The 13034-nt window shown below is 47.4% G+C and carries 10 protein-coding genes; 3 read left to right on the forward strand and 7 right to left on the reverse strand.

Going from position 1 to position 13034, the window contains the following annotated elements; genetic code table 11:
* Positions 1–36: 36 nt before the first annotated feature.
* From ligA to B9T34_RS13210, 5 genes are all read right to left on the reverse strand, one after another.
* Positions 37–2061, reverse strand: coding sequence for an NAD-dependent DNA ligase LigA (gene ligA / locus B9T34_RS13190; protein ID WP_086213585.1), 2025 nt, complete (start codon positions 2059–2061; stop codon positions 37–39).
* A gap of 108 nt (positions 2062–2169) precedes the next feature.
* The gene (locus B9T34_RS13195) at positions 2170–3147 is read right to left on the reverse strand and encodes a cell division protein ZipA C-terminal FtsZ-binding domain-containing protein (protein WP_086213586.1); all 978 of its coding nucleotides are present in this window, start codon (positions 3145–3147) and stop codon (positions 2170–2172) included.
* A gap of 1 nt (position 3148) precedes the next feature.
* Positions 3149–6601 (reverse strand): chromosome segregation protein SMC, encoded by a 3453-nt coding sequence (gene smc / locus B9T34_RS13200; protein WP_086213587.1) that lies wholly within the window; start codon positions 6599–6601, stop codon positions 3149–3151.
* A gap of 10 nt (positions 6602–6611) precedes the next feature.
* Positions 6612–7307: a GntR family transcriptional regulator gene (locus B9T34_RS13205; RefSeq protein ID WP_086213588.1), complete on the reverse strand. Its 696-nt coding sequence runs from the start codon at positions 7305–7307 to the stop codon at positions 6612–6614.
* A gap of 146 nt (positions 7308–7453) precedes the next feature.
* Positions 7454–8263 carry a sulfite exporter TauE/SafE family protein gene (locus B9T34_RS13210; protein ID WP_086213589.1) on the reverse strand — a complete coding sequence of 270 codons (810 nt, stop codon included), beginning with the start codon at positions 8261–8263 and terminating at the stop codon, positions 7454–7456.
* 27 nt (positions 8264–8290) lie between these two features.
* On the opposite strand from B9T34_RS13210, the gene B9T34_RS13215 reads away from it, so the two are divergent.
* Entirely contained in the window at positions 8291–9052 is a 762-nt protein-coding gene (locus tag B9T34_RS13215; protein WP_086213590.1) for a biotin--[acetyl-CoA-carboxylase] ligase, read from the forward strand.
* 14 nt (positions 9053–9066) lie between these two features.
* Positions 9067–9810: a type III pantothenate kinase gene (locus B9T34_RS13220; protein WP_086213591.1), complete on the forward strand. Its 744-nt coding sequence runs from the start codon at positions 9067–9069 to the stop codon at positions 9808–9810.
* Between the two features lie 108 nt (positions 9811–9918).
* Here B9T34_RS13220 and B9T34_RS13225 read toward each other — a convergent pair whose 3' ends face one another.
* Both B9T34_RS13225 and ffh read right to left on the reverse strand, forming a co-directional pair.
* Positions 9919–10503, reverse strand: coding sequence for an RBBP9/YdeN family alpha/beta hydrolase (locus tag B9T34_RS13225; protein ID WP_086213592.1), 585 nt, complete (start codon positions 10501–10503; stop codon positions 9919–9921).
* A 174-nt stretch (positions 10504–10677) separates the two neighbouring features.
* Positions 10678–12084, reverse strand: coding sequence for a signal recognition particle protein (ffh, locus tag B9T34_RS13230; protein ID WP_086213593.1), 1407 nt, complete (start codon positions 12082–12084; stop codon positions 10678–10680).
* A gap of 137 nt (positions 12085–12221) precedes the next feature.
* Between ffh and B9T34_RS13235 the strand changes: the two genes are divergently transcribed.
* Positions 12222–13031: a cytochrome C assembly family protein gene (locus B9T34_RS13235; RefSeq protein ID WP_086213594.1), complete on the forward strand. Its 810-nt coding sequence runs from the start codon at positions 12222–12224 to the stop codon at positions 13029–13031.
* Positions 13032–13034: the final 3 nt, after the last annotated feature.

Raw genomic sequence — 13034 nt, forward strand, 5'->3', positions numbered from 1 at the left:
TATTGGCGGTTTTTTATTCAATTTCAAAGCAGGTCTTTAATACTGCTCTAAAAATGCCAAGAATTCCTGCTCATTGAGCACAGGAATACCCAGTTTTTCGGCTTTCTCCAGTTTAGAGCCAGCTTTTTCACCTGCAACCACACATTTGGTTTTACTTGAAACACTGCCGCTGACCCGCGCACCTAAGGCTTGAAGCTGCTGCGTGGCTTCATCACGGCCCATCGTGCTCAGCGTGCCTGTCACTACCCAGCTTTCGCCATTTAAAGGCTGGCGGGTTGGCGCAATAGGCGCATCCCAATGAATGCCTGCAGCCAATAACCGGTCGACCACTTCTAAATTATGCGGCGCTTTGAAGAAGTCTACAATCCACTCTGCCGTAATATCGCCAACGTCAGGCGTTTTCTTCAGGGCGTCCAAATCTGCATGGCGGATGGCATCTAAGGTTTGAAATGTATTGGCCAGCATACGGGCTGTCGTTTCACCCACACCACGAATCCCCAAGGCATAAATAAATGCGCCCAAAGTGGTTTTCTTGCTGTTCTCAATCGAATCAATCAGATTTTGAACCGACTTTTCACCCATTTTTTCAATGGTCAGCAGCTGTTCACGATGTTCATGCAGGCTGTAAATATCCGCCACATCTTTCAGCAGATCCAAATGCAGCAGCGACTCCACCCAGCGGTCGCCCAAGCCTTCAATATCCAAGGCTTTACGCGATACAAAGTGGCGAATGGCTTCAATACGCTGCGCAGCACAGTATAAGCCGCCAGAACAGCGCGCCAAGGCTTCACCTTCTGGCATTACTACTGGTGATGCGCATACAGGACAGCACTCTGGCAAATGCACTTCTACCGCTTCATCTGGGCGGAATTCAGGCCACACCTTTTCAACTTTTGGAATCACATCGCCGCTGCGGTAAACACTGACGGTATCGCCAATGCGCACATCCAAACGGTGAATTTCACCAATATTATGCAGCGTCACGTTAGACACCGTCACACCACCCACAGCAACAGGATTCAATCGCGCAACAGGTGTTAATGTCCCTGTACGGCCAACTTGCCAATCAATATTTTCTACCGTGGTCAACGCCGCCACTGCTGGAAATTTATAAGCTGTGGCCCAGCGCGGTTCGCGGCTTAAAAAGCCTAAAGTTTGCTGCTGTTTCAAGCTATTGACCTTAATCACCATGCCGTCAATTTCAACACTTAGATCTGGGCGTTCTGCATTAATCTGCTCATAAGCTTTTTGTACATCTTGAATATTTTCGCAAATAAAATGACGCTCCCCAACAGCAAAACCAAACTGGGTTAGCCATTCCAAACTTGCCGACATTGTGCTTTGCCCATGATCTGGCTGACACTGCGCAATCCCATAGGCATAGAATGCGAGTGGGCGTGCTCCAGCAATATTCGGATCAAGCTGGCGCAAACTGCCCGCTGCAGCATTACGCGGATTGGCAAAGGTTTTTTCGCCCTTCGCTTCATTTTCTGCGTTCAGCTTGTCAAAACCCGCTTTCGGCATCAGCACTTCACCGCGCACTTCCAGCAACTCTGGTACATCTGTTTCAGCACTGCTGAGCACTTTTGGCAGGTTGCGGATGGTTTTCACATTTTGGGTAATGTCTTCACCCGTTTCGCCGTCACCGCGCGTCACACCGCGCACCAGTACACCGTGTTCATACCAAAGCGAAATTGCCAAGCCATCAAATTTCAGCTCGACATCGTATTCAATTTTCTGATTTGGCAGGCGCTCTTCGGCGCGGCGTGCAAAGGCAAACAGTTCTTCCTGATTAAAGACATTGCCCAAAGACAGCATCGGCACCACATGCGTCACACTGGAAAATTTAGCTAAAGGCTTGCCGCCAACGGTATTGGTTGGCGTATCTGGCTGAACTAATTCAGGATGCTGCTGTTCCAGCGCTTTCAACTGATGAAATAACTGATCATATTCACTGTCTTCAATGGTCGGCTGATCCATCACATAATAGGCATGATTATGCTTGGCCAGAATTTGAATCAGCTGACGCATTTGCGCAACCACAGTGTTTTGCTGTGTCATATATATTCACCATAAAAAAGGGCGGTAAATTCTCCGCCCTCAAAAAAATCGTCTTCTGCAGATATTATAAAAATCCGCAGAATTGACTGCAATGAAAAAAATGCAGTCTTATGCTTCTGCTGCCGCTTGGCCTGGACGGTAATCAATCGCCTGATGACGCCAATGCTCACGCAGTTGCGGGGTAAATTCCTGATTATTCTGATCGTAGACCGTGCCTTCAATTTCACGCGCGATTAAACGCGAAACACTGTCCATGGTGTCAAAAGCAATCTGCACATCGCCATGCGGCAATGCCAAGAAAAACGCCAAGCCTTTAACTTGTTCAGTAGACAATGTTTCCAAATCAAAACCTGCAGCGCCATCATTGCTGATTTGCAGCACAGAGAACAGTAAGCGGCTGCCATCTTCACTATAGCGGTGGAAGCAAGCCATTTCGCCAAAGCGCAGACCGTATTTCAACAGCACTTTCAACGCCTTTTCACCCGACAAAGCACGGCTGTCTGGATAGACATTCAAGGCAATATAGGTTTCTGCGGTCGCTAATGCGCTTTCGTCATCCACCAATTTCTGTTCGTACAAATGCGCATCTAAAATATTGCTTTCATCTTCAAACTCGCTGATTTCAGCTTTTTCGATTTGATTCAGGCTCAGTTCTGGCGCTTTTTCTGCTGCTGGCGCTTCTGGTTTCTTCTCAGCAGATGTTTCTGCATGCACAGGCCCTTGCTCTTCAGATGCAACAGGCCCTGTTTCGATGGCTGGCTGTTCAGAAGCCTTCTGAGGAGCTTCCTGCTCAGCAGCAGGATCGGCAGCTTGGGCATCAGCCGCTGTTACAGCCTGCGCTGCTGGCGCGGTTTCTTCTGCTTCCACAGCCGCCAATGTCGGCTCTACCCGCTCGACTGGCGCATCTGCAGCATTCAGCTGGCTGCGCACATGGCGCGGAATCACCGGCTGCTGGCTGTCTGGGTCGATATGCAGCTCAGAATCTAAGGATGGCGCTGCATCGGATGGCTTTCTTAAAATCAGCTTGAGGCCAACTAAAATTAAAATGACCGCGACGACAATCCCAACGATTGTGGTGATTTCCATGTTATGACTCCGCAACTAACCCGTATTCTTTTGCCTGTTCTAAATTCACAGTCACTAATTTTGAAGTTCCCGGTTCCGGCATGGTCACACCGAGCAAGTCAGTTGCCATGGTCATCGCCAGTTTGTTATGTGTAATGTAAATGAATTGAACCTGTTCAGATAGTTCTTTTACCAAATTACAAAACCTTCCTACATTTGCATCGTCTAAAGGCGCATCCACTTCATCCAGCACACAGAATGGCGCAGGATTCAAACGGAAAATCGCAAAGACCAAAGCCAATGCGGTCAGGGCTTTTTCGCCGCCAGAAAGCAGCGCCAATGAACTGTTGCGCTTACCCGGCGGCCGCGCCATCAGTTTTACACCCGATTGCCACCCATCTTCAAGACTTAAGCTCGCTTCACCGCCATTAAATACTTTTGGAAACAGCTCCTGCAGCTCAGCATTCACCTGATCAAAGGTGGTCATGAACAGTTTACGGGTTTCCTGATCGATGCTTTTCATGGCGCCTTGCAGCTGATCTACGGTTTTTTCCAAATCTTCAATTTGATGGCTCAGTTCTTCATAGCGCTTCGACACTTCTTCATATTCAGCAGACGCCGCCAAGTTCACTGCGCCTAATTTATCAAACTGCTGCTGCGCTTTTTCCAGCTTCTGCTGGTGCGCTGCCACATCGATGGACAGCCCTGTCAGCATTTCACTGTTCAGCTCTTTCAGCTGTTCGCTGTAATGCTGCAAGTCAGACTTGGCTGCCTGCCAAGCTAAACGCTTCTCTTCCAGCTCAGTGCGCAGTTTTTCATCCTGCAGCTGATGGCTGTGGCGCTGCTCCGTCAGTTCTTTTTGCTTAGATTGGACACTGTTCAACTCCTGCTGCCATTCCGTCCATTTCTTTTGCAGTTTTTCAGTGATTTCTGCCTGCTCTGCATGCTGTGACTGCAGGCTTGGCAGTTCCAGCTGCATTGGATCGACAAATTTCTTGGCCTGCTCCATCTGCACAGCAATCTGCTGACGCTGGGCTTTTAAGAACATGCTATCTTTTTCCAGCAATTCAATTTGCTGCTTAGCCTGCAAGGCTTGGCGGCGGATCAGCTCAAGTTCCTGCTGCGCCTTTTGCGTTACTTGCTGGGAATCTTCCAGCTGACCTGTCAGCTCTTCGGCTTGATATTGCAGTGTTTTAAAGTTGGGCAGCGCCTGTTCCAGCTTCATATTCAACGCATGCAGATCAATTTCAAGATCATCTTTCTGCATCGCATCTTCTTCCAGCTGCGCATCAACCTGCATCAGCTGGTCGCTCAATTGCTGCTTATGCACAGAAAACGCCTGCGCCGCGCTTTGCACTTTAGCCACAGCGACATCGGCCTGCTGCAATTCTTTTTGCAGATTTTTCAGCATATCGCTGTCTGCCTGATAGGCTTTTTGCAATTCTTTTTGCTGTTCCAGCAGTGCAGGCAAAGCCTGTTCTGCCAAAGTAAATGCCGGCAATTTTTCAGCCAACAACTGTTCGATTTCATCCAAGCGGACACGGTGGCTCAATGCACCCTGACCCGCTTGACTGTCTTCATCATAATGCAGGCCAATCACCCAATCGGCACCGACTTGATAGCCTTCCAGCGTCAAAATAGACTGTCCAGCCTGCAGCTGTGCCTGATACGGCAAAGCCTGCTGCAGCGTGTCAGCTACCCCTGTCTGCAGCCAAAGTGAAGACTGCGGCGCTTCAATCCAATCCGCCAAACACGCCAATTTCGGCAAAGAAATTTTCGCCATGCTGGATGGAGCTTTTAACTGACGCGCAACGCTGTCTTGAAACTCATCCGCATGCTCCAAGACCTGTGCATGCAGCCATTTCGCTAAATATTTTTCAATCAGCGCCGCATGTACTTTGCCTTGTGCCGACAGCTGCAGCGCCTGCATCAGGCGTAACGTGTCGGTTTTGGCTTTAGGGGTGGCTTTAATCAGCAGCTGGTTTAAATTCTTTTGCTCAGATTGTAATACCTGAATTTCAGATTTCAGTTCCTGCATCCGAGATTTCTGCTGCGTCAATTCGTCAGTCAGCTGCTCTAACTGCTGCTTCACATCGGTAATCTGCTGTTCTTTATTCGCGCAAATCTGCTGCAGCTGCACTTTGAGCTGTTCCAGCTGCTCCAGTTCATCTTGCTGCGCATGATTGACAATCTGAGCGGATTGCTGTTTCAAGGTATCCTTTTGCTGCTCTAAGCGCCCAATATTTTTGCTCAGCTGCTCGCTTTGCGCCAGCATCTGCATTTTTTGCTGCTGCTGTTTTTCCACCTGCGCTTTAATTTGCTCATACTGCTGCAGCACGCTCGATTGCTGTGCTTTTAGGTCACTAAAACCCTGTGTACGCGCTTGGCTATGGCTTTCCTGCTGCTTGAGCTGCTCTTCAAACTCGTCCTGCTGAGCGTGCAATGTTTCCAGCTGCAAATCAATGAGCTGCAGACGTTCTTTGCTTTGAAATTTCTGCTGTTCAAGCTGCACCAAACTTTCTGAATTTTGTGAATACAGCGCCTGCTTTTGCTCCAGCGTCATTTTCAATTCAGCCAGCTTTTTCTCAGCCTGCTGCCACTCATTTTGCAAAGGCGTCGACTGCTGAATTAAGCGCTGAAACAATTCACTGGTCGAAGTTAAGTCATGCTCTAAAGTGTTCAGTTCAGAGCGCACCAGCTTAAAGCTTTCTCCCAGCGTGTTCATCTGCACCGTATATTCCTGCTGCAGGCGGCTGCTTTGCTCACATTGAAAAGACAACACTTCAATTTTAATGGTGCGGATTTGTGTTTCGAGTTCTTTATATTGCACCGCCGTTTCAGACTGGCGCTTTAAAGTCTTCAGCTGTGATTTCAGCTCAGATGCAATATCTTCCAAACGGGATAAATTTTGCGTAGTGTGTTCTAAATGCTGCGTGGTCTCACGGCGGCGCGCCTGATAGCGTGACACACCTGCAGCCTCTTCAATAAAGACCCGCATTTCTTCAGGCTTGGCATCGACCAGACGGTTGATCATGCCCTGCTCAATAATTGAATATGAACGGGGGCCTAAACCTGTGCCTAAGAAAATATCGGTAATATCACGGCGGCGGCATTTGGTGCCATTTAAAAAATATTCAGACTTGCCGTCGCGGTTGACCTGACGGCGCACCGCCAGCTCGCTGTAGGCATTATATGCGCCGCCCAGTTTGCCGTAGGTATTGTCAAAATGCAGCTCTACACTGGCCATGCCCACAGGTTTGCGTTTGACCGTTCCGGTAAAAATCACATCCTGCATGCTGCCGCCGCGCAATTGGCGCGCGCTGGATTCACCCATCACCCAGCGGATGGCGTCAATCACATTGGATTTGCCGCATCCGTTTGGGCCTACGACCGCGGTGCGGTTCTCTTTAAATTGTAATGTTGTACTGTCGGCAAAAGATTTGAAGCCTGAAAGTTTTAAACTGCTTAAACGCATAGTGTCCTGATTAACGTCGTGAGCGTCGAGCCCACGCGAGTTCAATTTGTTTCATCCGTGTCAGCGATTCCAACACAAGGTTACGCAAGTGTCGACAAAAATCTTCCATAAATAAAGCGGCTTGTTGTGACTTTCTGATTAAAACAGCATCGCTTACCAGCTTAAACAGCTCAAAAGATTCCTGAAGCTCACGGCGCGAGATATTTAAGGTTAAAAAATAGCTGCGGCGCAAGGATGGCAAGAGTTCCTGATAATAGCGCATCAGATAGGGATTGCCGACCATTTCATGCTGGCGCGCCATGCTTTGAAAGATCAAATCATAAAATTTTTCGGTATGCCCTTGGCTGGTTTCTGCACCCAGCTGTTCCAGCAGCAGCTGAATGCGCTCGGCCTCGTGGCTGCGCCACGTTTCAGCCATGCGGTGCACAATCTGCCCAAGCAGCAAAGATGCCATATCAAATAAAGAACGCACCTGCATCGCCGACATTTCCGAAACAATGGCGCCGCGCCGCGGAAAAATTTCAATCAGCTGCGTGCGCTCTAAAATAAGCAACGCTTCACGCACAGAACCTCGGCTGACATCCAGCTCAGAGGCGATGCGCAGCTCTTGAATCCGCTCTCCTTCCACCAGCTCACCGCGAATAATCTGCTCGCTAATGTGCTTGGCGATTTGTTCTGACAAACTGTCCGCTTCTTGAGGCTGCATGCTGTTCCCGTCTTGTTTTTATATCAATGCAAAAATAGATTTCTCCGAATCCGCAATTATTTAAACGGTTTTCTGATCAATTAAATATGACATTGTCAGACAATCTTGTGTCTGTAAAGCCAATCCGCAGCATCAGCCTGAATTTTTTAAAAAAGTTGATTCAGGCCTTTATACATAAAATAGCTGCCAACCACCGTCAACAGGCAGGCAAAACAGCGCTTCAGCATGGCAGGTGACAGCATATGCGCCACTTTCGCACCCAGCTTAGCGGTAATAAAACTCATGACACTGATGCCGATAAAAGCATAAATATGCACATAGCCTATGGTATTCGGCGCTGTGACCGCAGACTGCTTGCCAAACCACATAAAGCCCAATGCGCCTGCAATCGCAATTGGCAAGCCGCATGCGGCAGAAGTCGCCACCGCTTTTTGCATAACGACACCATGACGGTTTAAATAAGGCACGGTTAAACTGCCGCCGCCAATACCGAAAATCGCCGAGGCAATGCCAATCCCGCCGCCTGCCATGACTTGCATCGGTACAGCTGGAAGCTGATGCTCTGGATTGACCGCTATGCCTGCACCTCTAAACATTTTAAAAGCCACCCACAGCGCAAAACAGCCAATCAAAAGCTGCAAGCCCTGTCCTGAAAGATAGTCCGCAATGCCTGCTCCCATAAAAGCGCCCAAAACCAAGCCAGGCACTAAATTGCGGAATACATTCCACAGCACTGCGCCCTTTTTATGATGCGCGCTGACCGAACTGATTGAAGTCACAATAATGGTCGCGAGAGATGTACCCAGCGCCATATGCATAATAATGGAGGGGTCATAATGCATTTGGGTGAATACTACATAAAGAATCGGGACAATTATTAACCCGCCGCCTACCCCAAATAAGCCCGCAGCAAAACCAGCGATTGCGCCGATCAGCAAATATATGATTAACTCCATCAATTATTCCACAACTCTCAGATTCAAATGGATTTAGAGACTCGATTACTGCAGCAGCTGCTGAGCGATGCAAATCAGCTTCCAGAAGTATTGCTTTTAAAACCCGTTACAGCATCTACCAATGATGATGTACGGGAAATTGCGCTTAAAGGCGTCCAGCAAGTCCTTGTGACCAGCGTTCGGCAAACTCAGGGCCGCGGACAGCGTCAGCGTCAATGGGTGTCTCCCGAAGGCAACATCTATTTAAGCACATTGCTCAATACGCGAACAGCGATTGATGGCCGCTTAGCGCTGGAAATTGCGTTAAATATCCTGCAAATGCCAAGCCTGCAGAATTTAGATCTGCAAGTTAAATGGCCTAATGACCTGTACAGCGCAGCTGGAAAATGGGGCGGCATCTTAATTGAACCGCTAAACGCGCATCAGGCCGTGGTCGGTGTCGGGCTAAATGTACTGCCTCTGCCTAAAGAGGGCATTGATCAGGCAGTGACATCACTGACCGAACTGGGGCTGGCGCAATTTGACCGCATTCAGCTGACGGCAGAGCTGTATCTTGCCATTCAGCAAGCCGGCGAATGGTTCAGCCATAACAGCGCCAATTTAGCTGCGCGCTTCAATCATTACGCAGCCTTTAAAAATCAGGCTGTCGAGATTGAACATCTGCAAGGCCTCAGCCAAGGGATTTTTCTCGGCATCCGCAACGACGGCGCAATTGAAATCCGCAATGAGCAAGGCAAAGAGCACTTTTTTCAAGGCCGCCTGCGCTTAGCAGAAGTCTCTGTAAAATAAGTTAGGGATTGCAGATGAAAAACTTATGGCTTGATATTGGCAATACCCGCCTGAAATACTGGATTACCGAAGATGATCAAATCATTGAACATGCGGCAGAACTGCATTTGCAGTCCCCTGCAGAGTTGCTGCTGGGCTTGATTCAGCATTTTAAAAGCTTAGAACTGCAGCAAGTGGGTGTATCATCGGTTCAAGACAAAAAGAACAATGACCGCATTCAAAAAATTCTGAAGTTTTTGCAAATTCCTGTGGTGTTTGCCAAGGTGCATGCAGAGTTTGCAGGCCTGCGCTGTGCGTATGAAGATACCAGCAAGTTCGGGATAGACCGCTGGCTGCAAATGCTGGCAGTGGTGCATGATCCGCAGCAAAAATACTGTGTGATCAGCTGCGGTACAGCATTAACCATTGATTTAACGGATGGCTTTACGCATTTGGGCGGCTACATTCTGCCTAATTTATATTTGCAGCGGGATTCACTGATTCAGAACACCAAAGGCATTAAAATTCCAGATGCTTCTTTTGATGAGCTCAGCCCTGGCCGCAATACCATCGATGCTGTACATCACGGTATTTTGCTCAGCCTGCTCAGCACCATTGAAAAAGTCATGGATAAATATCCAAGCAAACTGGTTTTAACTGGCGGCGATGCGTCCTTATTTGCTCAACATCTGCAGCGCTATCAGCCCGAAATAGAAAATGATCTGCTGCTGAAAGGTTTGCAGGTTTATATTCAAGCTGTGTCGGAAGCTAAAGCGTAAATTTCAGTTTGCTTTACACAGATAGACTAAAAAACAACCACACCGCAAAAAGTGGCAACCCTCTTTCTGCTTTTGTACACCAAGATGATGGATTTTCGGTTTCAGCAATCAATTGACCAATAACGGCTTCAACAGTTCCCAAATTTCTTGAAACTGCTCATAGCCGTCTTCCGCCATAAAATGGCCCGCATTTTTCACTTCAAAGCTTTGCGCATTCAGCACATGGCCCAATTGCAAAGTGAGCGGCGGCGGTACAATCGCATCATTTGAAGACAGCAGGCAAAACGCCAAAGGCATATATTTCTGCAGTTTCGCGCTATCCAGTTTTGCCTTGGCAATAAAGGAATCCAGCTCAGGAAATACTTTTAAAGGCGCTTTAAAGCCAGCGGCAAAAATGCCGGCCTTGATTTCCTTGGCCTCCGTTTTAAAACGCTCATTTAAATAGTGCAGTGTGGCAATACAGCCCAAACTATGCGCCACAATAATGGTGTCTTCATCTAAATGCGGGATTTGCAGCGCAAGCGATTGCTGCCACATTTCAAAATCGGGCTGGCTGGACTCCGGCAGCATGACCCTTTTAGATAAGTATCCCGCCTGCTGGACTTTACGGCTGAGCCATGGAAACCAATGATCATTCGGTGATGCGAGATAACCATGCACAATGTAAACTTTCTTCTGTTTCACGTTATTCATCTTCGAGTTTGTTCTTATGTATTACTGGCTTTGTTTAAAATAGCATGAGTTTAATATAGTTGATAAATATTGTTTTTAAATGACAAATCAAGAATTGCATCAATTTTTTAATGCTGTATAAGCAGCTGAAATAAATAAAAAAGGCGCATTAAGCGCCTTTTTTATTAGAACAGATTATTTCTGATCTTTATTGCCAAACAATGGGCCCATACCGCCGCCGCCGCCGAACTGCTTTTGCATGCCGCTTAATGATTTCATCATTTTTGCCATACCCGACGGATTAGCAAACTTCTTCATCATTTTCGCCATCTGCGCATGCTGTTTAATCAGCTTATTCACTTCAACCACTTCCATACCGCAGCCGGCCGCAATACGCTTTTTACGGCTTGGGTTCATCAGGTCAGGGTTGCGGCGCTCTTTGATGGTCATCGACTGAATAATCGCTTCCATCTTTTTCACTTGCTTTTCAGGGTTTGCTTGCGCCAGCGCATCTTGAATACCCGCATTGCTCATGCCCGGCAATTTGTCCAAGAAGCCCATCATACCGCCCATTTTATTCATTTGCTCAAACTGCATCAGCATATCTTCAAAGTTGAAGCTGCCGCCTTTTTGCAGTTTTTTCGCCATTTTTTCGGCTTTTTCTTTGTCGACTTTACGCTCAAGCTCTTCGACCAAAGACAGCACGTCACCCATGCCCAAAATACGCTGTGCAACACGTTCAGGATGGAATGGCTCTAAGGCGTCAAGTTTTTCACCCATACCCAAGAACTTGATTGGCTTGCCAGTAATTGCGCGTACAGAAAGCGCCGCACCGCCGCGAGCATCACCATCAGTTTTGGTTAGGATTACACCTGTTAACGGTAAAGCATCGTTAAACGCTTTCGCCGTATTGGCAGCATCCTGACCTGTCATGGCATCGACAACGAATAAAGTTTCAGTTGGCTTAATCGCCGCATGAAGCTCTTTAATTTCGTCCATCATGTCATCATCGACATGCAGACGGCCTGCAGTATCGACAATCAGAACATCAGCAAACTGAATTTTTGCCTGTTCAATGGCGCGGGTTGCAATAGTAATCGGTTTTTCGTCTGCACTCGATTCAAAGAAAATCGCGCCAACTTCGCCTGCCACCGTTTGCAGCTGCTTAATTGCTGCCGGACGGTAAACGTCTGCAGAAACCATTGCGACTTTTTTCTTTTGGCGTTCTTGCAAGAAACGCGCAAGCTTCGCGGCAGTGGTGGTTTTACCCGCACCCTGCAAGCCAGCCAGCAATACTACGACTGGCGGTTTAGCCGCAAGATCAAGGCTCTCATTGGCCTCGCCCATCATTTTTGTCAGTTCGTCATGAACGATTTTAACAAAAGCTTGGCCAGGTGATAACTGAGTCATCACTTCTTGGCCCAATGCTTCTTCCTTAACTTTCGCGATGAACTCACGAGTTACAGGCAATGCAACATCGGCCTCAAGAAGTGCCATACGCACTTCACGTAGGGTATCTTTGATATTGTCTTCTGTTAGCTGCCCTGAGCCAGTAACATTTCTTAAACTCTGCGTGAGTCGTTCTGTTAAGGTATCAAACATTGCAAAATCCGCTTAAAATGGTTGTTGCAAAAAAATCTTTCTTAAAATAGAAAATTTATGCATAGAATGCTATAGGATACTGTAGTTCGCATCGAATTTACATCTATGAATTTTCATCATCCTGAAAAAGGTTTGACATGATTAGCCTGCCCTTGGTCTACACAATTTTAGCATTGATCGCATACACGACTTCCTTTTGGTATCTGTTTATGCATTTGATGTCAAAACGTGTACCCAACCATTGGTTTGTCGGTGTAATTCTAAGCTTGGGGCTGCTGCTGCATGCTGGCGTACTCTACAGCGATATGCTCACACCCATGGGTGTAAATTATAATGTATTCAACATTATGTCTTTTACTTCCGCACTCATGCTGCTGCTGAGCATTCTTTTCAGCACCTACCGGCCAGTTCTGCCCTTAAGTTTAATTGGCATTCCTGTGGCTGCTGCTGGCCTCATTATGGGCTTTGCATTCAGCAAGCATGATATGTTTATCTCGCGTAATTCCTTTGGCCTAGACCTGCATATTATTCTGTCTTTATCGGCTTATGCGGTATTGCTCATGGCCACCATTCACGCTGTACTGCTGTGGTTCCAAGACCGCGAGTTAAAGAATAAACAAAAACGCCGCGTTTGGGTCAATCTGCTGCCGTCTTTTCAAGTGATGGAATCCCTGCTCTTTGATATGCTGATTGCAGGTTTTGCCTTACTGACATTCGCACTGGGGTTTGGCTTCTTTACCATTGATAATTTCTTTGGCCAGCACCTCGCGCATAAAACGGCATTCAGTATCATTTCTTGGTTCATATACGGCGCATTGCTGCTGGGCCATTATCAATTTGGCTGGCGCGGTCAAAAAGCCATCCGTTTTACAATTCTCGGATTCTTTTTATTGGCCATAGGCTTTATTGGCTCTAAATTTGTATTGGAAATGATTTTACACCGCTAAATA

The organism is Acinetobacter sp. ANC 3813 (assembly GCF_002135435.1).
Classification (GTDB): Bacteria; Pseudomonadota; Gammaproteobacteria; order Pseudomonadales; family Moraxellaceae; genus Acinetobacter.

What these genes read in the sequence shown, in the direction of transcription:
- ligA (WP_086213585.1), bottom strand. Translation starts at nt 2,061, where the DNA reads ATGACACAGCAAAACACTGTGGTTGCGCAAATGCGTCAGCTGATTCAA.
- B9T34_RS13195 (WP_086213586.1), bottom strand. Translation starts at nt 3,147, where the DNA reads ATGGAAATCACCACAATCGTTGGGATTGTCGTCGCGGTCATTTTAATT.
- smc (WP_086213587.1), bottom strand. Translation starts at nt 6,601, where the DNA reads ATGCGTTTAAGCAGTTTAAAACTTTCAGGCTTCAAATCTTTTGCCGAC.
- B9T34_RS13205 (WP_086213588.1), bottom strand. Translation starts at nt 7,307, where the DNA reads ATGCAGCCTCAAGAAGCGGACAGTTTGTCAGAACAAATCGCCAAGCAC.
- B9T34_RS13210 (WP_086213589.1), bottom strand. Translation starts at nt 8,263, where the DNA reads ATGGAGTTAATCATATATTTGCTGATCGGCGCAATCGCTGGTTTTGCT.
- B9T34_RS13215 (WP_086213590.1), top strand. Translation starts at nt 8,291, where the DNA reads ATGGATTTAGAGACTCGATTACTGCAGCAGCTGCTGAGCGATGCAAAT.
- B9T34_RS13220 (WP_086213591.1), top strand. Translation starts at nt 9,067, where the DNA reads ATGAAAAACTTATGGCTTGATATTGGCAATACCCGCCTGAAATACTGG.
- B9T34_RS13225 (WP_086213592.1), bottom strand. Translation starts at nt 10,503, where the DNA reads ATGAATAACGTGAAACAGAAGAAAGTTTACATTGTGCATGGTTATCTC.
- ffh (WP_086213593.1), bottom strand. Translation starts at nt 12,084, where the DNA reads ATGTTTGATACCTTAACAGAACGACTCACGCAGAGTTTAAGAAATGTT.
- B9T34_RS13235 (WP_086213594.1), top strand. Translation starts at nt 12,222, where the DNA reads ATGATTAGCCTGCCCTTGGTCTACACAATTTTAGCATTGATCGCATAC.